At 69.8% G+C, this 21836-nt stretch carries 21 protein-coding genes and 1 pseudogene; 12 read left to right on the forward strand and 10 right to left on the reverse strand.

Going from position 1 to position 21836, the window contains the following annotated elements:
- Window positions 1–22: 22 nt before the first annotated feature.
- A pseudogene (locus ACWC09_RS13495) lies at window positions 23–211 on the reverse strand (RNA polymerase subunit sigma); the annotation flags it as partial.
- A 223-nt stretch (window positions 212–434) separates the two neighbouring features.
- On the opposite strand from ACWC09_RS13495, the gene acs reads away from it, so the two are divergent.
- The 5 genes from acs (at window position 435) to ACWC09_RS13520 (ending at window position 5821) form a co-directional block, all read left to right on the forward strand.
- The gene (gene acs, locus ACWC09_RS13500; RefSeq protein WP_450850671.1) at window positions 435–2393 is read left to right on the forward strand and encodes an acetate--CoA ligase; all 1959 of its coding nucleotides are present in this window, start codon (window positions 435–437) and stop codon (window positions 2391–2393) included.
- Between the two features lie 149 nt (window positions 2394–2542).
- Window positions 2543–3979: a Na+/H+ antiporter NhaA gene (gene nhaA, locus ACWC09_RS13505; RefSeq protein WP_450850672.1), complete on the forward strand. Its 1437-nt coding sequence runs from the start codon at window positions 2543–2545 to the stop codon at window positions 3977–3979.
- A 78-nt stretch (window positions 3980–4057) separates the two neighbouring features.
- Window positions 4058–4561, forward strand: a complete 504-nt coding sequence (locus ACWC09_RS13510) for a phage holin family protein (protein WP_450850673.1) — start codon at window positions 4058–4060, stop codon at window positions 4559–4561.
- Window positions 4558–5511, forward strand: coding sequence for an alpha/beta fold hydrolase (locus tag ACWC09_RS13515; RefSeq protein ID WP_450850674.1), 954 nt, complete (start codon window positions 4558–4560; stop codon window positions 5509–5511). Before ACWC09_RS13510 ends, ACWC09_RS13515 begins: the two co-directional genes overlap by 4 nt.
- Before the next feature lie 127 nt (window positions 5512–5638).
- Window positions 5639–5821, forward strand: a complete 183-nt coding sequence (locus ACWC09_RS13520) for a hypothetical protein (protein WP_078912721.1) — start codon at window positions 5639–5641, stop codon at window positions 5819–5821.
- 3 nt (window positions 5822–5824) lie between these two features.
- Here the strand turns inward: ACWC09_RS13520 and ACWC09_RS13525 are convergent, their stop codons facing one another.
- The 3 genes from ACWC09_RS13525 to nth form a co-directional block, all read right to left on the reverse strand.
- A complete protein-coding gene (locus ACWC09_RS13525) occupies window positions 5825–7024 on the reverse strand; it encodes a MarP family serine protease (protein WP_450850675.1) in 1200 nt (399 codons plus the stop codon).
- Window positions 7025–7037: 13 nt separating this feature from the next.
- Entirely contained in the window at window positions 7038–7733 is a 696-nt protein-coding gene (locus ACWC09_RS13530) for an NUDIX hydrolase (protein WP_450850676.1), read from the reverse strand.
- Between the two features lie 679 nt (window positions 7734–8412).
- Window positions 8413–9321, reverse strand: a complete 909-nt coding sequence (gene nth, locus ACWC09_RS13535; RefSeq protein ID WP_450850677.1) for an endonuclease III — start codon at window positions 9319–9321, stop codon at window positions 8413–8415.
- Between the two features lie 336 nt (window positions 9322–9657).
- On the opposite strand from nth, the gene ACWC09_RS13540 reads away from it, so the two are divergent.
- Window positions 9658–10332, forward strand: coding sequence for a Crp/Fnr family transcriptional regulator (locus ACWC09_RS13540; protein ID WP_058924095.1), 675 nt, complete (start codon window positions 9658–9660; stop codon window positions 10330–10332).
- A 107-nt stretch (window positions 10333–10439) separates the two neighbouring features.
- Window positions 10440–11261, forward strand: a complete 822-nt coding sequence (locus ACWC09_RS13545) for a nucleotidyltransferase domain-containing protein (RefSeq protein ID WP_450850678.1) — start codon at window positions 10440–10442, stop codon at window positions 11259–11261.
- Window positions 11262–11320: 59 nt separating this feature from the next.
- On the opposite strand, the gene ACWC09_RS13550 is transcribed toward ACWC09_RS13545, so the two are convergent.
- The 4 genes from ACWC09_RS13550 to ACWC09_RS13565 are packed head-to-tail and all read right to left on the reverse strand — an operon-like array spanning window position 11321 to window position 13724.
- A complete protein-coding gene (locus tag ACWC09_RS13550; protein WP_450850679.1) occupies window positions 11321–12151 on the reverse strand; it encodes an MBL fold metallo-hydrolase in 831 nt (276 codons plus the stop codon).
- Entirely contained in the window at window positions 12148–13035 is an 888-nt protein-coding gene (locus ACWC09_RS13555) for an NUDIX hydrolase (RefSeq protein ID WP_450850680.1), read from the reverse strand. The genes ACWC09_RS13550 and ACWC09_RS13555 overlap by 4 nt, the downstream gene beginning before the upstream one ends.
- Window positions 13036–13095: 60 nt before the next feature.
- Complete coding sequence (locus ACWC09_RS13560; protein WP_450850681.1) at window positions 13096–13563, reverse strand: RidA family protein; 468 nt, start codon at window positions 13561–13563, stop codon at window positions 13096–13098.
- Window positions 13563–13724, reverse strand: a complete 162-nt coding sequence (locus ACWC09_RS13565; protein WP_450850682.1) for a DUF4177 domain-containing protein — start codon at window positions 13722–13724, stop codon at window positions 13563–13565. The genes ACWC09_RS13560 and ACWC09_RS13565 overlap by 1 nt, the downstream gene beginning before the upstream one ends.
- 95 nt (window positions 13725–13819) lie before the next feature.
- Here ACWC09_RS13565 and ACWC09_RS13570 point away from each other — a divergent pair, with 95 nt between their 5' ends.
- Together ACWC09_RS13570 and ACWC09_RS13575 are read left to right on the forward strand one after the other, a co-directional pair.
- Complete coding sequence (locus ACWC09_RS13570) at window positions 13820–14797, forward strand: ArsA family ATPase (RefSeq protein WP_450850683.1); 978 nt, start codon at window positions 13820–13822, stop codon at window positions 14795–14797.
- Window positions 14794–16158, forward strand: coding sequence for an ArsA family ATPase (locus tag ACWC09_RS13575; RefSeq protein ID WP_450850684.1), 1365 nt, complete (start codon window positions 14794–14796; stop codon window positions 16156–16158). Before ACWC09_RS13570 ends, ACWC09_RS13575 begins: the two co-directional genes overlap by 4 nt.
- Before the next feature lie 14 nt (window positions 16159–16172).
- On the opposite strand, the gene wblA is transcribed toward ACWC09_RS13575, so the two are convergent.
- Complete coding sequence (gene wblA / locus ACWC09_RS13580; RefSeq protein WP_058924101.1) at window positions 16173–16511, reverse strand: transcriptional regulator WblA; 339 nt, start codon at window positions 16509–16511, stop codon at window positions 16173–16175.
- A 408-nt stretch (window positions 16512–16919) separates the two neighbouring features.
- Between wblA and ACWC09_RS13585 the strand changes: the two genes are divergently transcribed.
- A complete protein-coding gene (locus ACWC09_RS13585) occupies window positions 16920–19184 on the forward strand; it encodes a transglycosylase domain-containing protein (RefSeq protein WP_450850685.1) in 2265 nt (754 codons plus the stop codon).
- 119 nt (window positions 19185–19303) lie between these two features.
- On the opposite strand, the gene ACWC09_RS13590 is transcribed toward ACWC09_RS13585, so the two are convergent.
- Window positions 19304–19771: a GatB/YqeY domain-containing protein gene (locus tag ACWC09_RS13590; RefSeq protein ID WP_450850686.1), complete on the reverse strand. Its 468-nt coding sequence runs from the start codon at window positions 19769–19771 to the stop codon at window positions 19304–19306.
- A 94-nt stretch (window positions 19772–19865) separates the two neighbouring features.
- Here ACWC09_RS13590 and ACWC09_RS13595 point away from each other — a divergent pair, with 94 nt between their 5' ends.
- Together ACWC09_RS13595 and ACWC09_RS13600 are read left to right on the forward strand one after the other, a co-directional pair.
- On the forward strand, window positions 19866–20792 hold the full coding sequence (locus ACWC09_RS13595; protein ID WP_450850687.1) for a metallophosphoesterase: 927 nt from the start codon (window positions 19866–19868) through the stop codon (window positions 20790–20792).
- A 215-nt stretch (window positions 20793–21007) separates the two neighbouring features.
- Entirely contained in the window at window positions 21008–21805 is a 798-nt protein-coding gene (locus ACWC09_RS13600) for a Pr6Pr family membrane protein (protein WP_450850688.1), read from the forward strand.
- Window positions 21806–21836: the final 31 nt, after the last annotated feature.

Consider the following 21836-nt stretch of genomic DNA (forward strand, 5'->3'; position numbering starts at 1 on the left):
CGCAGGGAGCGATCGTGCCCTTGAGGAAGACCTCGGCCGTCAGGTCGGCCACCGTGTGGGCATCGGCGACACGCCGGGCCACGAAGGATGTCACCGCATCCACATGGCGCCGGTAGAACTCTTCGAAGAGCCGTGGGTCGCGAGCCGCCTCGGCCGGCCCGCCCCGTATCCCTTCCACTCGGTCTCCCCCTCCTCGTCGGTGGCGCTTCATCTGTACTTGGGCCGGAGTGTGAAAGGCGTTACAGAGGCTGAACTCCGTCTCGACGGCGTCCGTGGGTACGGATGACCCCGGCCGCCGAACGGGCCGTATCAGCAGTCGAAGCAGACGGACACACAGGTCTAAACCAATTCTCGATCGGCCCTTGTCATCGGCCCCCCGGGTCTGATGAGCTGTGGCCTGGGACACAACGGACACCCTGGGAAAGGCAGATGCCGTGAGCAACGAGAGCCTGGCCAACCTGCTCAAGGAAGAGCGCAGGTTCGCACCCCCCGCCGACCTGGCGGCGAACGCCAATGTCACCGCGGAGGCGTATGAACAGGCCAAGGCTGACCGGCTCGGTTTCTGGGCCGAGCAGGCCCGCCGGCTGACGTGGGCCAAGGAGCCGACGGAGACGCTGGACTGGTCGAACCCGCCGTTCGCCAAGTGGTTCAAGGACGGCGCGCTCAATGTGGCGTACAACTGCGTCGACCGTCATGTCGAGGCGGGCAACGGCGACCGGGTCGCCATCCACTTCGAGGGCGAGCCCGGCGACGGTCGTGCCATCACCTACGCCGAGCTCAAGGACGAGGTGAGCAAGGCGGCGAACGCCCTGCTGGAGCTGGGAGTTCAGAAGGGCGACCGGGTCGCCGTCTACATGCCGATGATCCCGGAGACGGCGATCGCGATGCTGGCGTGCGCGCGGATCGGCGCCGCGCACTCCGTCGTCTTCGGCGGCTTCTCGGCCGACGCGCTCGCGACCCGTATCCAGGACGCCGACGCCAAGGTCGTCATCACCTCCGACGGTGGCTACCGGCGCGGCAAGCCGTCCGCGCTCAAGCCGGCCGTCGACGAGGCGGTCGGCAAGGTGGACAACGTCGAGCACGTCCTCGTCGTACGCCGTACCGGCCAGGAGGTCGCCTGGGACGACAGCCGTGACGTGTGGTGGCACGAGATCGTCGAGCGGCAGCCGGCCGAGCACACGCCCGAGGCGCTCGAGGCCGAGCACCCGCTGTTCATCCTGTACACGTCCGGTACGACGGGTAAGCCGAAGGGCATCCTGCACACCTCCGGCGGCTACCTGACCCAGGCCGCGTACACCCACCACGCCGTCTTCGACCTCAAGCCGGAGACCGACGTGTACTGGTGCACGGCCGACGTCGGCTGGGTCACCGGGCACTCGTACATCGTCTACGGGCCGCTCGCCAACGGCGCGACCCAGGTCATGTACGAGGGCACGCCGGACACCCCGCACCAGGGCCGCTTCTGGGAGATCGTGCAGAAGTACGGCGTCACCATCCTGTACACGGCACCCACGGCCATTCGTACGTTCATGAAGTGGGGCGACGACATCCCCGCGAAGTTCGATCTGTCCTCGTTGAGGGTTCTCGGCTCCGTCGGTGAGCCCATCAACCCCGAGGCCTGGATCTGGTACCGGAAGCACATCGGTGCCGACCGGACGCCGATCGTCGACACCTGGTGGCAGACCGAGACCGGCGCGATGATGATCTCGCCGCTGCCGGGTGTGACCGAGACCAAGCCGGGTTCGGCACAGACCCCGCTGCCCGGTATCTCCGCGACCGTCGTCGACGACGAGGCGATGGAGGTGCCGAACGGCGGCGGTGGCTACCTGGTCCTCACCGAGCCGTGGCCGTCGATGCTGCGCACCATCTGGGGCGACGACCAGCGGTTCCTCGACACGTACTGGTCGCGGTTCGAGGGCAAGTACTTCGCCGGTGACGGGGCGAAGAAGGACGACGACGGGGACATCTGGCTGCTGGGCCGGGTGGACGACGTGATGCTCGTGTCCGGGCACAACATCTCGACGACCGAGGTGGAGTCGGCCCTCGTCTCCCACCCCTCGGTCGCCGAGGCGGCCGTCGTGGGTGCGGCGGACGAGACGACCGGGCAGGCGATCGTCGCCTTCGTGATCCTGCGGGGTACGGCGAACGCCGAGGACGAGGGCCTGGTCAACGCGTTGCGCAACCACGTCGGCGCCACGCTCGGCCCGATCGCCAAGCCGAAGCGGATCCTGCCGGTGGCGGAGCTGCCGAAGACCCGCTCCGGCAAGATCATGCGCCGTCTGCTGCGGGACGTGGCCGAGAACCGCCAGCTGGGTGACGTGACGACGCTGACGGACTCGACGGTGATGGACCTGATCCAGGCGAAGCTGCCGGCGGCGCCCAGCGAGGACTGAGTCACCCCGGATCCGAAGGGGCGTTCGGCGCAGCACGCGCCGGGCGCCCCTTTTAGGTAAACTAAGCAAAACAACGTGAGCCTCGAGGTGCGCCGGGAAGTCTGGTCGGCGAGTAGCTGTGTCATGCCCACCGACCGGAGGTCTCCCCGATGGCCCCGCCCCGCACCACCGCTCCCCGCAAGGTTCTCGGACGTCTGTCCCTGCCCGAGCGGACGTTCGTCGCGGATGCGCTGCGGACCGAGACCGTCGGCGGTATGCTGCTGCTCGTCGCCGCCGTCACCGCGCTGATCTGGGTGAACATCCCGACGCTGCACGACAGTTACGAGAGCGTCAGCCACTTCCACTTCGGTCCCGAGGCCCTCGGCCTCCACCTCTCGGTCGCGCACTGGGCCGCCGACGGGCTGCTCGCCGTCTTCTTCTTCGTCGCCGGGATCGAGCTCAAGCGTGAGCTGGTCGCCGGGGACCTCCGCGACCCCAAGGCCGCCGCGCTGCCCGTCGTGGCCGCCCTGTGCGGCATGGCCGTACCGGCGCTCGTCTACACGCTCACCAACGTCACCGGCGGCGGCTCGCTCCAGGGCTGGGCGGTGCCGACCGCCACCGACATCGCCTTCGCGCTGGCCGTACTCGCCGTCATCGGAACATCGCTCCCCAGCGCCCTGCGCGCCTTCCTGCTCACCCTCGCCGTCGTCGACGACCTCTTCGCGATCCTGATCATCGCCGTCTTCTTCACCAGTTCGATCAACTTCGCCGCGCTCGGCGGGGCCGCGGTCGGCCTCGCGGTCTTCTGGCTGCTGCTGCGGAAGGGGGTGCGCGGCTGGTACGTCTACGTCCCGCTCGCGCTCGTCGTCTGGGGCCTGATGTACAACAGCGGCGTCCACGCGACCATCGCCGGCGTCGCCATGGGGCTGATGCTGCGCTGCCACCGCCACGAGGGCGAGGAGCACTCCCCCGGCGAGCACATCGAACATCTCGTACGACCCCTGTCGGCGGGCCTCGCGGTTCCACTGTTCGCCCTGTTCAGCGCCGGTGTCGCGATCTCCGGCGGAGCGCTCGGCGATGTGTTCACCAAGCCGGAGACGCTGGGCGTCGTCCTCGGGCTTGTCGTCGGCAAAGCGGTCGGGATCTTCGGCGGTACATGGCTGACGGCGCGCTTCACCAGGGCCTCGCTCAGTGAGGACCTGGAGTGGGCCGACGTGTTCGCGGTGGCGACCCTGGCCGGCATCGGGTTCACCGTGTCGCTGCTCATCGGGGAGCTGGCCTTCGACGGGGACGCCGTACTGACCGACGAGGTCAAGGCCGCCGTACTCACCGGGTCGCTGATCGCGGCGACCCTCGCGACCGTGCTGCTGAAGGTGCGCAACGCGAAGTACCGAAGGCTGTGCGAGGCCGAGGAGCGGGACGAGGACCTCGACGGCATCCCGGACATCTATGAGCAGGACGACCCGGCGTACCACCTGCGTATGGCGGCCATCTACGAGAACAAGGCCGCCGAGCACCGCCGGATCGCCGAAAAGAAGGCCGCCGAGCGAGAAGCGGTTGCCCAAGTGCCGGGCGGGGCAGGCGACGAGGACGACCGTCCGGCATGATCTGACGGGACGGTACAAAAGGACCGTTCACTTGCAGTCGGACAGAAGATTGCAGTCATGCAGACGAGGGAGACCGCGATGAGCGCACCCGACGGCAGGCCGGTCGGCGCCGAACGCAGCATCGGCCAGCTGTTCGCCTCGGCGACGACCGAGATGTCGGCGCTGGTGCACGACGAGATCGCGCTGGCCAAGGCCCAGCTCAAGCAGGACGTCAAGCGCGGTGCGACGAGCGGCGGCGCGTTCACCGTGGCCGGTGCCGTACTGGTGTTCTCGCTGCCGATGCTCAACTTCGCGCTGGCGTACGGCATTCGGACCTGGAGCGACTGGAACCTCGCGATCTGCTTCCTGCTGTCCTTCGCGGCGAACGTCCTGGTCGCGGTCGTCCTCGCGCTGATCGGCGTGGTCTTCGCGAAGAAGGCGAAGAAGAGCCAGGGCCCGCAGAAGGTCGCCGCGTCGATGAAGGAGACCGCGGGCGTCCTGCAGAAGGCCAAGCCGCACCCGCGGCCCGAGGCGCCGACCACCCCCGCCATCGAGGACCGCGCGCCCGCGGCCATCGAGGCTGTGGCACGCTCGTCCTCATGACGGATCCCGCCACACCATCGGCGCAACCCACCTCGGTCGTACGGCCGGGCGCCCTCCCCGACGGGACGAAGCTGACGCATCGCGACGTCGCCGCGAACGGCGCGCGCTTCCATATCGCCGAGGTCGGTGACGGCCCGCTGGTGCTGCTGCTGCACGGCTTCCCCCAGTTCTGGTGGGCCTGGCGGCACCAGCTGACCGCGCTCGCCGACGCGGGCTTCCGGGCCGTCGCCATGGATCTGCGCGGGGTCGGCGGCAGCGACCGCACCCCGCGCGGCTACGACCCCGCCAACCTCGCGCTCGACATCACCGGTGTGATCCGCTCCCTCGGCGAGCCCGACGCCGCTCTGGTCGGCCATGACCTGGGCGGCTATCTGGCGTGGACGGCGGCCGTCATGCGCCCGAAGCTGGTACGTCGCCTCGCCGTCTCCTCGATGCCACACCCGCGGCGCTGGCGCTCGGCGATGCTCTCCGACGTCAAGCAGACCCGCGCCGGCTCCTACATCTGGGGGTTTCAGCGGCCCTGGCTCCCCGAGCGGCAGCTCACCGCCGACGACGGCGCGCTCGTCGCCGACCTGATCCGGGACTGGTCCGGCCCGAACCTCCCGGACGACGAGACGCTGGACACGTACCGCCGCGCGATGATGATCCCCTCCACGGCCCACTGCTCGGTCGAGCCGTACCGCTGGATGGTGCGGTCCATGGCCCGCCCGGACGGCATCCAGTTCAACCGCCGGATGAAGCGCCCTCTGCGGGTGCCGACCCTGCATCTGCACGGCTCGCTGGACCCGGTGATGCGGACGCGGAGCGCGGCCGGCTCCGGCGAGTACGTCGAAGCGCCGTACCGCTGGCGGCTGTTCGACGGTCTCGGGCACTTCCCGCACGAGGAGGACCCGGGCGCCTTCTCCACGGAACTCATCAACTGGCTGAAAGACCCCGAACCCGATCGGTGACCGAGCCGATGCGCCCGGTATCCGGAACCGAACCCCTGTCCTACGAACAGCCAAATGCCCGGCGCATAGGCCAATTGGGGGCCGTGGGGGCGGTTATCGACCTTGGGGCGGGGGCACACGTCGGGGTATGGGCTGGACGCACGACTACAGTGACGCAGCACGCAATCGCCGCTCGGCCTCGGGCCTGAGCTCCCACCAGCGAGGGGGTGCCCCGCAGATGGCGGGCACGGACCTCCGGGTGGGCATCCCACGCATCCTGCGCCGCCGGGCCCGCTGGGTCTCGGTGCGCCTGCGTCACCCCAGGGGCTGACGCTCACAACGCACAGCTGTCGCTGTCCACCTGCTGGTTCGCGCTGCGCCCCTTGACGATGTCCGTCTGGATCTCGTCCGCGGTGAGCGCGTACCCGGTGTCGGCGTCGTCGAGGGACTTCGCGAAGACCACGCCGTACACCTCCCCCTGGGGAGTGAGCAGCGGGCCGCCGGAGTTGCCCTGGCGGACCGTCGCGTACAGCGAGTAGACGTCCCGGCGCACGGTGCCGCGGTGGTAGATGTCCGGGCCGTTGGCCGGGATGCGGCCACGCACGCGTGCGGCGCGGACGTCGTACGAGCCGTTCTCCGGGAAGCCCGCGATGATCGCGCCGTCGCCGCTCTTGGCATCCGTGGGCGAGAACTTGAGGGCCGGTGCCTTGAGGTCGGGGACGTCGAGTACGGCGATGTCGCGGTGCCAGTCGTAGAGGACGACCGTGGCGTCGTACTTCCTGCCCTCGCCGCCGATCTGGACGGTGGGCTCGTCGACGCCGCCGACCACGTGCGCGTTGGTCAGCACGCGGCGGTCGCCGAAGACGAAGCCGGTGCCCTCCAGGACCTTGCCACAGCTCGTGGCGGTGCCCATGACCTTGACGATGGACCTCTTCGCGCTGGTGGCCACCACGCTGTGCGCGAGGGCGGGGTCCGGGGGCTTGACGTCGGTGATCGGCTCGTTCGAGAACGGGCTGAAGACCTGTGGGAAGCCGTTCTGCGCGAGGACCGAGGAGAAGTCGGCGAACCAGGTGTCGGCCTGGGAGGGCAGGGCCCGGGAGACGCCGAGGAGGACCTTGGAGCCGCGGACCTCCTTGCCTAGGGTCGGCAGGGTGGTGCCGGCGAGGGCGGAGCCGATCAGCCACGCGACGAGGAGCATCGCGACGACGTTGACGAGGGCGCCGCCCGTCGCGTCCAGGGCGCGGGCCGGGGACCAGGTGATGTACCGGCGCAGCTTGTTGCCGAGGTGGGTGGTCAGAGCCTGGCCGACGGAGGCGCAGACGATCACGATGATCACCGCGACCACGGCGGCGGTCGTACTCACCTCGGAGTTGTCGGTCAGCGCGTCCCAGATGACGGGCAGCGTGTAGACGGCGACGAGACCCCCGCCCAGGAAACCGATCACCGACAGGATGCCGACGACGAAGCCCTGGCGGTAGCCCACGATCGCGAACCACACGGCTGCGACCAGCAACAGGATGTCCAGCACATTCACGGTGGACACCCTGTCATGACCGCCAGTCGAGCGGGACCTGCTTCTCGCGGTCCCAGGGCTGCTCCCAGCCGGAGTAGTGGAGCAGGCGGTCGATGATTCCGGCCGTGAAGCCCCAGACCAGGGCCGATTCGACCAGGAATGCCGGACCTCGGTGGCCGCTGGGGTGGACGGTCAGGGCGCGGTTGTCCGGGTTCGTGAGATCCGCCACGGGGACCGTGAAGACCCTCGCCGTCTCGTTCGGATCCATCGCCGCGACCGGGCTCGGCTCGCGCCACCAGCCCATCACCGGGGTCACCACGAAGCCGCTGACCGGGATGTACAGCTTGGGCAGGACGCCGAAGAGCTGGACGCCGGACGGGTCGAGCCCGGTCTCCTCCTCGGCCTCGCGGAGAGCTGCCCGCAGCGGCCCGTCGGCCTTCGGGTCGCCGTCCTCGGGGTCGAGGGCGCCGCCGGGGAAGGAGGGCTGCCCGGCATGGGACCTGAGCGAACCTGCCCGCTCCATCAGCAGCAGTTCGGGGCCGCGCTCGCCCTCGCCGAACAGCACGAGCACCGCCGACTGCCGCCCCGCCCCGTCCTCGGGCGGCAGGAAACGGCTCAGCTGCAGCGGTTCCACCGTCTCCACGGCCCGCACCACCGGATCCAGCCAGCCCGGCAGACCTTCCTTGCTGACCGTCACCGACCCACCCTGCGTCTCGCTCGCCCGCGTCATACCCACCCCCGTCGCCCTGCCCGATCCAACGCCCGGCACTCCCTTGATCGTTCCGCCCCGCAACCCTGAGATCGCCCCGGAGATCGCCCCTGAGACGCCTGCGGGCCGCTGCACAGCAGCACGGGCGCGGCAGCGGTCTGGGATACGAACGGGTCAGCCTCAGGCGTGCCAGCGGGCCACGGCCTCCGGCCGCAGCGCGGTGACGAGGACGCGGCGGCGGTCTCGGGCGCGAGCTCACCGGCCGCGAAAGCGCCGACCAGGCGTACCCCGGCCCCGGCAACATGGACCGACCATGACCCGCGAATCCCCCGCCACCCGCCGCAGCACGGCGACGCGGGCACGGCAGCCGTCCCGGGCGCGAGTGCACCGGCCGCCAAAGGGCCGACCAGGCGTACCCCGGCCCCGGCAACATGGACCGACCATGACCCGCGAATCCCCCGCCACCCGCCGCAGCACGGCGACGCGGGCACGGCAGCCGTCCCGGGCGCGAGTGCACCGGCCGCGGGGGCGCCGGTCTCGGCGATATGGGTCGACCCCGGGACTTGGCCGCCGCGCCGCGCCGAAGGAGCGGCAGCAATCTCGGGCACGGACGCGCCGGTCTCGGCGATGTCGGTCGCCGCAGGCAGCCAGGTCCTCCTCGACACCGGGATCCTCCATAGCGCCGGCGTCCTCCGCCCCGTCATCCGGCCCCCAGCGGCGGTGCCGCCTTGCCGCCTGCGTCCAGGTAGGACTGGGGTGGGTTGAGGCGTTGGCCGGGGAAGCCGCCCTTCTCGTACTTGAGGAGCTTCCTCGCCTTCTCGGGGTCCGTCTCGCCCTCGCCGTACGCCGGGCAGAGCGGGGCGATGGGGCAGGCGCCGCAGGCGGGCTTGCGGGCGTGGCAGATGCGGCGGCCGTGCCAGATCACGTGGTGCGAGAGGTCCGTCCAGTCACTCTTGGGAAAGAGCGCTCCCACGGCGGCCTCGATCTTGTCGGGGTCCGTCTCGGCCGTCCACTGCCAGCGCCGGACCAGCCGCTGGAAGTGCGTGTCCACAGTGATGCCGGGGCGCCCGAACGCGTTGCCGAGCACCACGAACGCGGTCTTGCGGCCGACGCCGGGCAGCTTGACCAGGTCCTCCAGCTTGCCGGGCACCTCGCCGCCGAACTGCTCCACCAGCGCCTTCGACAGCCCTATCACCGACTTGGTCTTGGCCCGGAAGAAGCCGGTCGGCCGGAGGATCTCCTCGACCTCCTCGGGGTTGGCGGCGGCCAGGTCCTCGGGGGTGGGGTACTTGGCGAACAGTCCCGGTGTCGTCTGGTTGACCCTGAGGTCGGTGGTCTGGGCGGACAGGACCGTGGCGACGACGAGCTGGAAGGGGTTCTCGAAGTCCAACTCGGGGTGCGCGTAAGGAAAGACCTCGGCCAGCTCGCGGTTGATACGGCGGGCGCGGCGCACGAGAGCCGTCTGCGACTCGCCCTTCGGCGGCTTGGCGACGGCCTTCGCGGCGGAGGCGCCCTTCACAGCGGCCGTGGCCTTCTTCGGAGCGACGGTCGCCTTTTTGACGGCCGCCGTCTTTTTCACAACCGCCTTCTTCGTCACGACCTTCTTCACCGCAGAACTTTTTGTCGTTTTTGCCGGTTTCTTTCCGCCACCGGGGCCTTGTTCGCCCACAGCGGAATCACGACGTACAACCACCCGTCCAGCCCCCTTGGCCTGTGCTCTCACCGGCGATTTGGACACCCGGCCAGCCTAAAGCCCCCCACTGACATCCGCCCCGGACCCAGGAGATCAGCCCCCAATTGGACCCCTGCCGCTTACCTCGGGACATGTGTGCGGCATCCTTGTGACAGATCACACTGTTTGGACCGTCCGGCAAAATGGGGAGCACGGTCCCCTGGTACGAAGGGGAAGCAAGATCCCCTGAGCAGGTCGACAAGGAGAGAACTCGTGGACGACGTTCTGCGGCGGAACCCGCTCTTCGCGGCGCTCGACGACGAGCAGGCCGCGGAGCTTCGCGCCTCCATGAGTGAGGTGACCCTCGCGCGCGGTGACTCGCTCTTCCACGAGGGCGACCCCGGTGACCGGCTGTATGTCGTCACCGAGGGCAAGGTCAAGCTGCACCGCACCTCGCCAGACGGCCGCGAGAACATGCTCGCCGTCGTCGGCCCCGGCGAGCTCATCGGCGAGCTGTCGCTGTTCGACCCGGGCCCTCGTACGGCGACGGCCACGGCGCTGACCGAGGTCAAGCTGCTGGGTCTCGGCCACGGCGACCTCCAGCCCTGGCTGAACGTCCGGCCCGAGGTCGCCGGCGCCCTGCTGCGCGCCGTCGCGCGGCGCCTGCGCAAGACCAACGACCAGATGTCCGACCTGGTCTTCTCGGACGTCCCCGGCCGCGTCGCCCGCGCCCTGCTGGACCTGTCCCGCCGCTTCGGCGTGCAGTCCGAGGAGGGCATCCACGTCGTCCACGACCTCACGCAGGAGGAGCTGGCCCAGCTGGTCGGCGCGTCGCGCGAGACGGTCAACAAGGCGCTCGCCGACTTCGCCCAGCGGGGGTGGCTCCGCCTCGAGGCGCGTGCGGTGATCCTCCTGGACGTCGAGAGGCTCGCCAAGCGGTCCCGCTGACGCTTGGTCCCGGCCGCGCTTCTGGGGGCTCCGCCCCCAGACCCCCGTTCGGTCTGAACGGCCCAGTCCTCGAACGCCGGGCAGGCTGAAGTTGGCACAGTTGTCTCATGGCTGAAACGGTTCGCTCCAAGGGTCTCGACCCCCAGGGCCACATCGAGCGCGAAGGCTCCCTCGGCCGTATCCCCCACGCCTTCCGCCCCGTCGTCGCGGCTGCACGTGACCAGTTGCTCGATCTCTTCGGGGTGCGGCTGCACAGCGCGTACCTCTATGGGTCGGTTCCGCGTGGCACCGCGCGCGTGGGGCGCAGTGATCTCGATCTGCTCGTCGCGCTGTACGAGGAGCCGACCGACACGGACCGGGAGGGCGTACGGGCGCTCGGGGAGGCCCTCGACAAGCTGTTCCCGCAGATCGACGGTGTCGGCACGCTGCTGTACGGGCGGGATCGGCTGCTGAGCGAGGCGGAGACGTACGACCTCGGGTGGTTCGTCGCTTGTCTGTGCACGCCGTTGCTCGGGGAGGACCTCGCCGAGTACCTGCCGCGCTACCGGCCCGACTCGCGGCTTGCCCGCGAGACCAACGGGGACCTCGCCCGGCTCCTCCCCCGCTGGCGGGATCGGATTGCGCGGGTCGAGGACAGCGACACGGCCCGGCTGCCCCTGGTGCGGTTCATGTCCCGGCATCTCGTCCGCACCGGGTTCACCCTCGTGATGCCCCGCTGGAACGGCTGGACCAGCGATCTGGTGGAAATGGCCGAGGCCTTCGGGGCGTACTACCCGGAGCGGGCGGAGCAGATGCGTGCGGCGGCCGTACGTGGATACCAGCCGACCGGTGACGCCGCCGTGCTGCGTTCGTACGTCGAGGACCTCGGGCCGTGGCTCGCCGACGAGTACGCGCGCGTGCACGGCGTGAAGGCCCCCAGGCCGGACTAGGACCTGTTGCGAAAGTCCCGTCGTCCGCCCGCAGGGCAGGCGGGATTTCGCAACAGGTCCTAGATCAGCCCGTGCTCCTCCAGGTAGTCCAACTGCGCCCGCACCGACAGCTCCGCCGCCGGCCACAGGGAGCGGTCCACGTCCGCGTACACGTGCTCGACGACCTGTGAGGGCGTGCTGTAGCCGTTCTCGACCGCCGTCTCGACCTGGGCGAGGCGGTGGGCGCGGTGGGCGAGGTAGAACTCGACGGCGCCCTGGGCGTCCTCCAGGACGGGCCCGTGGCCGGGGAGCACCGTGTGCACCCCGTCGTCGACCGTCAGCGAGCGCAGCCGTCGTAGCGAGTCCAGGTAGTCGCCCAGGCGGCCGTCTGGATGCGCCACGACCGTGGTGCCGCGGCCGAGGACGGTGTCGCCGGTGAGGACGGCTTGATCGGCCGGGAGATGGAAGCACAGGGAGTCCGACGTATGGCCCGGGGTCGGGACCACCCTGAGCTCCAGGCCGCCGACCGTGACCACGTCACCGGCGCCCAGTCCCTCGTCGCCCAGCCGCAGCGCCGGGTCCAGGGCCCGCACCTTGGTGGCCGTCAGCCCGGCGAAGCGGGCGGCGCCCTCCGCGTGGTCCGGGTGGCCGTGGGTGAGGAGGGTGAGGGCGATGCGCCTGCCGGCCTTCTCGGCGGTGTCGACGACGTTGCGCAGGTGGCCCTCGTCCAGCGGACCGGGGTCGACCACGACCGCCAGGTCGGAGTCCGGCTCCGCCAGGATCCAGGTGTTGGTGCCGTCCAGGGTCATGACCGAGGCGTTGGGGGCCAGGACGTTGACGGCCCGGGGGGTTGCGGGCCCCGTCAGGACCCCACCCCTCGGCTGGCCCGGGAGGGCTGCGGCATCGGTCATGCGGAGGCTCCACCGGTCGGGGCGTCGGTCGGGATGCGCTTGGTGAACTCGTCGTGGCCGGGCCAGGTCAGCACGATCTGGCCGTCTCCCTCCTCCAGGCGGGCCTGTGCCAGTACGGCGGTCATGTCGCGGTCGGGGGCGGCGGCGAGCGCCTCCTCGGCCGTGGCGTACGCGGCCAGCTGACGCAGGGTGGCGATCGTGGGCGGCATCATCAGCAGCTCGCCCTTGTCGTAGCGGTCGGCGGCCTCCTGGGGCCGGATCCACACCGTGCGGTCGGCCTCCGTGGAGGCGTTGCGGGTGCGCTGGCCCTGCGGGAGGGCGGCGACGAAGAACCAGGTGTCGTAGCGCCGCGACTCGAACTCCGGGGTGATCCAGCGGGTCCAGGCGCCCAGGAGGTCCGAGCGCAGGACCAGGCCTCTGCGGTCGAGGAACTCCGCGAAGGAGAACTCGCGGGCGGCGACGGCCGCGCGGTCCGCCTCCCAGTCCTCGCCCCTGGTGTCGTCGACCACGGAGTCGGCGGAGGAGCCGGCGAGCAGGACGCCCGCCTCCTCGTACGTCTCCCGTACGGCCGCGCAGACGATCGCCTGGGCCTCCTGCTCGTCGACGCCGAGCCGCTCGGCCCACCACGCGCGCGTGGGGCCCGCCCAGCGGATCTGGTGCTCGTCGTCGCGGGGGTCGACGCCACCGCCCGGATACGCGTACGCGCCTCCGGCGAAGGCCATGGAGGCGCGTCTGCGCAGCATGTGGACGAAGGGGCCGGAGTCGGTGTCCTTCAGGAGCATGACGGTGGCCGCGCGCTTGGGGACGACCGGAGTGAGGGTGCCCTCTGCCACCGCGCGGATGCGTTCCGGCCAGTCCTGCGGAAACCACTGCCCATTCGCCATGGGCGGAGGCTATCCCGTGGTGCGCGAATGTTCGAGAGGTCCCCGAGGTCAGAGCTGCGGCTACGCCTCGGTGAGCTCCACCTGGATCTCCACCTCGACCGGGGCGTCCAGCGGCAGCACGGCCACGCCGACGGCACTGCGCGCGTGCACGCCCTTGTCGCCGAGGACCGCGCCGAGCAGCTCGCTCGCGCCGTTGATCACACCGGGCTGGCCGGTGAAGTCCGAGGCGGAGGCGACGAAGCCGACGACCTTCACCACGCGCGCGATACGGTCGAGGTCGCCGGTGACGGACTTCACGGCGGCCAGGGCGTTCAGCGCGCAGGTGCGGGCCAGGTCCTTGGCCTCCTCCGGGGTGACCTCCGCACCGACCTTGCCGGTGACGGGCAGCTTGCCCTCCACCATGGGGAGCTGGCCGGACGTGTACACGTAGGCACCCGTCTGGACGGCCGGCTGGTACGCGGCCAGCGGCGGGACGACCTCCGGCAGGGTCAGACCGAGTTCGGCGAGCTTCGCCTCGACGGCGCCCATCACTGCTTCTCCCGCTTCAGGTAGGCCACCAGCTGCTCGGGGTTGTTCGGCCCGGGCACGACCTGGACGAGCTCCCAGCCGTCCTCGCCCCAGGTGTCCAGGATCTGCTTCGTGGCATGGACGAGCAGCGGCACAGTCGCGTATTCCCACTTCTTGGTCATGTGGCCGACTTTAGCCGCTGGGCGCGCACGGTCCGTGGCCGAGTTGTCCACAGGCTGCCGCGTGATCGGCACAGGGACTGGTTAGGCTCGAAGACGTGAGCAGGCTCCAGGTCGTCAGCGGCAAGGGCGGGACCGGAAAGACGACGGTCGCCGCCGCCCTCGCGTTGGCCCTCGCGACCGAGGGGAAGCGGACGCTTCTCGTCGAGGTCGAGGGGCGCCAGGGCATCGCGCAGCTCTTCGAGACGGAAGCGCTGCCCTACGAGGAGCGGAAGATCGCCGTCGCTCCAGGGGGCGGGGAGGTGTACGCCCTCGCCATCGACCCCGAACTGGCCCTTCTGGACTACCTCCAGATGTTCTACAAGCTCGGGGGTGCCGGCAGAGCCCTGAAGAAACTCGGCGCGATCGACTTCGCCACCACCATCGCGCCGGGCCTCAGGGACGTCCTGCTGACCGGCAAGGCGTGCGAGGCGGTGCGCAGGAAGGAGAAGAGCGGGCGGTTCGCCTACGACTACGTCGTGATGGACGCGCCGCCCACCGGCCGCATCACCCGCTTCCTGAACGTCAACGACGAGGTGGCGGGCCTCGCGAAGATAGGGCCGATACACAATCAGGCGCAGGCCGTGATGCGGGTGCTGAAGTCGGCCGAGACGGCCGTGCACCTGGTGACGCTGCTGGAGGAGATGCCGGTCCAGGAGACCGCCGACGGCATCGCCGAACTGCGCGCCGCGAAGCTGCCGGTGGGGCGGATCATCGTCAACATGGTGCGGCCCGAGGTGTTGGACGGCTCGGATCTGGAACTCGTACGGGGCGTGCCGCGTTCTTCTGTCGCGAGGGCACTGTCGGCGGCGGGGCTGGGCGGCGCGCGGCGGGGCGGCAACGCCGAGAAGCTGGTGGACCCGCTGCTGCGGCAGGCCGAGGAGTACGCCGAGCGGTACGCGCTGGAGCACGAGCAGCGGTCGGTGCTCGGCGAGTTGGGCCTGCCGCTGCACGAACTGCCGCTGCTCGCCGAGGGCATGGACCTGGCGGGCCTGTACGAGCTGGCCACGGAGCTGCGGAAGCAAGGGATGTCATGAGTCCGAACCCGGCCCATGTTCAGCACGGCCTCTCCTCCACGCGTGTGCTCGACGTCGACCCGCTGATCGACGACCCCAGGACGCGGATCGTGGTGTGCTGCGGCTCGGGCGGTGTGGGCAAGACCACGACGGCGGCCGCGCTCGGGCTCAGGGCCGCCGAGCGCGGGCGCAAGGTGGTCGTCCTGACCATCGACCCGGCGCGCCGGCTCGCCCAGTCCATGGGCATCGACTCCCTGGACAACACCCCACGCCGGGTGAAGGACGTCGAGGGCGACGGCGAACTGCACGCCATGATGCTCGACATGAAGCGCACCTTCGACGAGATCGTCGAGGCGCACGCGGACGGTGAGCGGGCGGCCGCGATCCTGACCAACCCCTTCTACCAGTCGCTCTCCGCGGGCTTCGCCGGCACGCAGGAGTACATGGCGATGGAGAAGCTGGGCCAACTGCGGGCGCGGGACGAGTGGGACCTGATCGTCGTCGACACCCCGCCCTCCCGCTCGGCGCTGGACTTTCTGGACGCGCCCAAGCGGCTCGGGTCGTTCCTGGACGGCCGGCTGATCCGGCTGCTGACCGCGCCGGCCAAACTCGGCGGCCGGGCGGGGATGAAGTTCCTGAACGTCGGGATGTCGATGATGACCGGCACCCTCGGCAAGCTGCTGGGCGGTCAACTCCTCAAGGACGTCCAGACGTTCGTGGCCGCGATGGACACCACCTTCGGCGGGTTCCGCACGCGCGCGGACGCCACGTACAAGCTGCTGCAGGCGCCCGGGACGGCGTTCCTGGTGGTGGCGGCGCCGGAGCGGGACGCGCTCAGGGAGGCCGCGTACTTCGTGGAGCGGCTGGCGGCCGAGGACATGCCGCTTGCCGGACTGGTGCTCAACCGGGTCCACGGCAGCGGCGCCGACCGGCTGTCGGCCGAGCGCGCGCTCGCCGCCGCGGAAAATCTTGTGGAGCCCCGCATTGTCGATCAGGACGGCGGGAAAGCTGGACTTCGTAACTCTCCCGACACGTACGGCAGTTCAGAATCTCCCGCATCCGAAGCCGCCGAGCCCGTCGATTCCGACGCATCCCGGCCCACCGCGTCCGACCCGTCCGAGACCAACTCCCCCGGTCCGGACGGTGTGGACCAGGGCGTGGACCGGCTCACCGCGGGCCTGTTGAGGCTGCACGCCGAGCGTATGCGGCTGCTCTCCCGCGAGCAGCGCACGCGTGACCGCTTCACCGCGCTCCACCCCGAGGTGGCGGTGGCCGAAGTGGCCGCGCTGCCCGGCGATGTGCATGACCTCGCGGGGCTGCGGGACATCGGTGACCGACTCGCGGCCAACCGGCCGGAGTTGCCCGAATCCGTCGTCGACTGAGCCGAGGGGTGCCCTCAGCTCACCGCCGCGTAGTTCTCGTACACCTCGTCGTCGTCGAGCGGCAGGATGCCCACGCCGCGTTCGTACTCCACCCGAGCCGTCTCAAGAAGCCGGCGCCAGGAGGTCACGGTGGGCCGCCTGCGCAGCAGTGCGCGGCGCTCACGCTCCGTCATGCCTCCCCACACGCCGAACTCGACGCGGTTGTCGAGCGCGTCGGCCAGGCACTCGGTGCGTACCGGGCATCCGGTGCACACCGCCTTGGCCCTGTTCTGCGCTGCTCCCTGAACGAACAGTTCATCCGGATCGGTAGTGCGACAGGCGGCCTGCGCACTCCAGTCGGTTACCCAGCCCATACCGGCGCCGTCCTCTCCCGAATCGAGGCTCCCCCACGGCGGCAGCGGCATATTCACCGCCGCCAGTTGAGGACGTTACGGAAGGCGGGCACAGCGCAACACCCCCTTCGGGCCCAATCTTGAATGGCCCGAACGGACTATGCGTAAGCGGCAGATCACCCGGGGGAGTGAGCTGGCGACATGCGTGATCTTCCCGGCAAACCGGGACAGTTCCATTGAGTCACAACGGACGCCAGGTGACACACAAGGCCGATTCGGACACGCCCCCACCAAAAAAGTTGGGGAACCTCCGGAACGATTCGGGGTCGCCGGACGTATTGATACGTGGCCCTACTGCTGTGACAGTTGAGAGCAGCTTAGGCCAAGGCATATACGCGTGTCCGGCGATTGAGAACGTAGGCTGCCCTCATGCCAAAGAAGCGCTCGGGCGGTGGTCTGTCCTCAACGCAGCAGGCCGCCAAGTTCCTCGGTGTCAGCGTGCTCGCCGGTGCCGTCATGGCCGGGATCGCGCTGCCCGCCTTCGGCGCGCTCGGGCTTGCGGCCAAGGGATCGGTGGAGAGCTTCGACGAGCTCCCGGCCAACCTCAAGACACCGCCGCTGAGCCAGCGCACCACCATCCTCGACGCCGACGGCGGTCAGATCGCCACGGTGTACTCACGCGACCGTACGGTGGTCCCCCTCAAGGACATGTCGCCGTACATGCAGAAGGCGATCGTCGCGATCGAGGACTCGCGCTTCTACCAGCACGGCGCCATCGACCTGAAGGGCGTCCTGCGCGCCCTCAACAAGAACGCGCAGAGCGGCGGGGTGTCCCAGGGCGCCTCCACGCTCACCCAGCAACTCGTGAAGAACGTCGCGATCGAGGAGGCCGGCGACGACCCGACGAAGGTCGCGCAGGCCACGCAGCAGACACTCGGCCGCAAGATCAAGGAACTGAAGTACGCGATCCAGATCGAGGAAGAGCTCGGCAAGAAGAAGATCCTCGAGAACTACCTGAACATCACGTTCTTCGGCGAGCAGGCCTATGGCGTCGAGGCCGCCTCCCAGCGCTACTTCTCCAAGCACGCCAAGGACCTCAACGTCCAGCAGGCGGCGCTGCTTGCCGGCATCGTCCAGTCCCCGAGCCGCTACGACCCGGTCAACGACGCCACGGAGGCCACCAAGCGCCGTAACGTCGTGCTGCAGCGCATGGCCGAACTCGGCGACATCTCCCAGGCGGAGGCCGACAAGGCCAAGAAGACGCCGCTGGGCCTGAAACCGAGCCAGCCCAAGAACGGCTGCATCACCGCCGTGAAGGGCGCCGGCTTCTTCTGCGACTACGTCCGCGAGATCTTCCTCACCGACCCGATCTTCGGCAAGACCAGGGAGGCCCGGGCCAAGGTCTGGAACCAGGGCGGTCTGACGATCCACACGACCCTCGACCCGCAGTCCCAGGAGTCGGTCCAGGCGTCGATCAAGGAGCACGTCTACAAGACCGACGACGTGGCCACGGCCGCGACCATCGTCGAGCCCGGCACCGGCAAGATCCTGGCCATGGGCCAGTCCCGCCCGTACGGTTTCGGCAAGCACGAGACGCAGATCAACCTGTCCGTCAACCAGTCCATGGGCGGCGGCGCCGGCTACCAGCCCGGTTCGACGTTCAAGCCGATCGTGGCCGCCGCCGCCATCGAGGGCGGTACGCCGGCGACCCAGTCGTACTCCTCGCCGTACCAGATGAACTACCCGAGCCCGGTCTCCATCTGCGACGGCAACGAGTGGCGCACCGACCCGAACAACCCGGCCAAGCTCACGAACGAGAGCACCGAGGAGCACGGCCCGTACAGCATGAAGCAGGCGACCGCGAAGTCGGTCAACACCTACTACGTGCAGCTGATCAGCGACATCGGCATCTGCCCGGTCGTCCAGATGGCCGGCAAGATGGGCGTGGCGCGCGCGGACGGCAACAAGATCACCCAGGCCCCCTCCATCGCCCTCGGCACCCAGGAGATGTCCCCGCTGACGATGGCGAACGCGTACGCGACCTTCGCCTCGCGCGGTATGTACTGCACGCCGGTCGCCATCGAGTCGATCACCCAGACCGTCGGCAGCCAGAAGAAGTCCCTGGAAGTTCCGAAGTCGACCTGTTCGCGCGCCATGTCGGAGAAGACCGCCGACACCGTGACGACCCTGCTGAAGGGCGTGGTCGAGGACGGTACGGGTACGGAGGCGGGCCTCACCGACCGCCCGAGCGCCGGCAAGACCGGTACGACGGACAACCGCTACGCCGCCTGGTTCGTCGGCTTCACCCCGAACATGGCGGGCGCGGTCTGGGTCGGCGACCCGGCTCACAAGCGCCAGATGAAGAACATCAGCATCGGCGGCGTCTGGAACGAGAAGGTCTACGGCGGCAAGGTCCCCGGCCCGATCTGGCGCGACATGATGACCGGCGCCCTCGACGGCAAGCCGGTGGAGCAGTTCAACCTCGTCGACATCCCCGACGGCAACAAGGGCAAGGGGAATGACGACGGCAACAAGGGTGACAACGGCGGCACCACCAACGGCGGCCTCATCGGCGGCCTGACCACCGGCGGCACGGACGGCGGCACCACCGTCCCGTCACCGACCTTCTCCATCCCGGACAACCTGTTCCAGGGCACGAGCAACGGGAACGGCAACGGGGGGCGGCGCGGCTGAGACGCCGGTCCCCTACGGCCGACGGCCCCTTTCTCCTCGTAGGAGCGAAGTTCTTCTACTTCGTCCACTTCGTCTACGAGGAGAAAGGGGCCGTCGCTGTTCTCGGCGACCGGAGTCGGTCAGCCGGCCAGCAGCTTCTTGACCGCGGCGGCGACACGGCCGCCCTCGGCCAGGCCGGCCACCTTCGGGTTCACGATCTTCATGACGGCGCCCATGGCTCGCGGTCCCTCGGCACCGGCGGCCTTCGCCTCCTCGACGGCCTGGGCGACGATGTCGTTCAACTCCTCGTCGCTCAGCTGCTTGGGCAGGTACTCGGCGAGCACCTCGCCCTCAGCCTTCTCCCGCTCGGCACTCTCGGCGCGACCACCCTGCGCGAAGGCGTCCGCCGCCTCGCGGCGCTTCTTCGCCTCCTTGGCGATCACCTTCAGCACCTCGTCGTCGGAGAGCTCGCGCTTCTCCGTGCCCGCGACCTCCTCCTTGGTGATCGCGGTGAGGGTCAGCCGGAGCGTCGAGGAGCGGAGCTCGTCGCGCTCCTTGATCGCGGCGTTGAGGTCTTCGTGCAGCTTCGACTTGAGCGTGGTGGTCATGGGTCCGATTGTCGCAGGTGCGCAAGCCCCGACGCCCGCTGATTTAAGGGGCCGTGGGGCTCGGGGCCTCTTCCGGGTCTGACACGATGGACGTATGCGCGCTCGATACGGAGTACCTCTGGGGATCGCGGCGGCCGGCGCCGCCGGTGTGGTGTACGCGGCGGGGTTCGAGGCCCGCTCCTTCCGGCTGCGGCGGGTGACGGTCCCCGTCCTCCCCGCCGGGATGCGCCCGCTGCGCGTCCTGCAGGTCTCCGACATCCACCTGGTGAGCGGCCAGCGCAAGAAGCAGCGCTGGCTGCGCTCGCTGGCCGGACTGCGCCCCGACTTCGTGATCAACACGGGCGACAACCTGTCCGACCCGGAGGGCGTGCCGGAGGTCCTGGACGCGCTCGGCCCGCTGATGGAGTTCCCGGGCGCGTATGTCTTCGGCTCGAACGACTACTACGGCCCCAGGTTCCGTAACCCGGCCCGCTACCTGGTGGAGAAGGCCGTCGGCCGCCACGGCCTGAACGGCAACCCGCCGGCCGTCGGCGTGATCCACAACCCGTGGGAGGACCTGCGGGACGGTTTCGACGCGGCGGGCTGGCTGAACCTGACGAACACACGAGGCACGCTGAAGATCGAGGGCGCGTCGGTGGAGCTGACCGGCCTGGACGACCCGCACATCAAGCGCGACCGGTACCAGCAGGTGGCGGGCGGTCCGTCGACGGCGGCGGACTTCTCGATGGGGGTGGTGCACGCGCCGTATCTGCGCGTGCTGGACGCCTTCGCGGCGGACTCGTATCCCCTGATCCTGGCGGGCCACACCCATGGCGGCCAGCTCTGCATCCCCTTCTACGGCGCCCTGGTCACCAACTGCGACCTGGACACGGAGCGGGTGAAGGGGCTGTCGCGGCACACGGCGGAGGGACGGACGTCGTATCTGCATGTGTCGGCGGGGTGCGGGACGAACCGCTTCACGCCGGTGCGGTTCGCTTGTCCGCCTGAGGTGACGTTGTTGACGTTGGTGGAGCGGCAGTAGGGGTTACGGCGGGGCCCGGAAGCAGGGGCCATGGCTGGGGCCGGGAACCAGGAGTCACGGCTGGGGCCGGGAAACAGGGGCCATGGCTGGAGCGGGGACCTAGGAGTTACGGCTGGGGCAGGGAACCAGGAGTCACGGCCATGTCTGTGCCGCACGGTTAACCCGCACAGCCCGCCCACCTCGCCCCATATATCCCCTTTGCCTAACTTGGGTCCATGACTGCCCCGATACCCAGGGACATCCCGGACCTCCCCGCGGTCCCGGGCGTGCCCGCGCTGCTGCCCTCTCGCGTCCCCGCCACAGCGGTGGTGGCCCCCGCACGACGCCCCCTGACCGCGCTCTTCCGCCTGCTGGTCGCCCTCGCAGCGGCCGGGGCGGTGACGATCGAGCTGCTCACGGGCAGCCCGGTCCGGGTGCTGAGCTACTTCACGATCCAGAGCAACGTGCTGCTGGCGCTGGTCTTCGCGGCGTCGGCACGCCGGGCATGGTCGGCCCGCCGCCCGCTCCCGTCGCCACTGACGGGCGCGACACTCCTCTACATCACGATCACGGCCCTGGTGTACCACCTGCTACTGGCAAACGCGTCCACCCCCTTCTCCATGACCGGCGGGACGACCCCGCCGACCGGCTGGCACTGGATCACCAACCAGGTGCTGCACACGGCGGTGCCGATCGCGGCGGCACTGGACTGGCTGCTCCTGACGGCCCCCGGCCACCTCCGCCTCCGCCAGGCAGCGCCGTGGATCCTCTACCCCCTGGCCTACCTGGCGTTCTCCTTCGTCCGGGGCGAGCTGATCGTCCCCGGCACGCCGGGGCGCTACCTCTACCCCTTCCTGGACGTCGACCTGCACGGCTACAAGAGCGTTCTCGGCAACGCCGTCCTTCTCGGCCTCGCCTTCTACGCCCTCGCGCTCCTCCTGATCGCCATCGACCACGCCCGCCCGAACCCCGTCCGCCATCGCGTCCATCACCGCGCGAAAACCGGATTTCGTCTACAGCCACCGGTGGGCTAAAGTAAACGACGTCGCCGCGACAAGCAGGACA

The sequence above is a fragment of the Streptomyces sp. NPDC001617 genome (genome assembly GCF_053596855.1).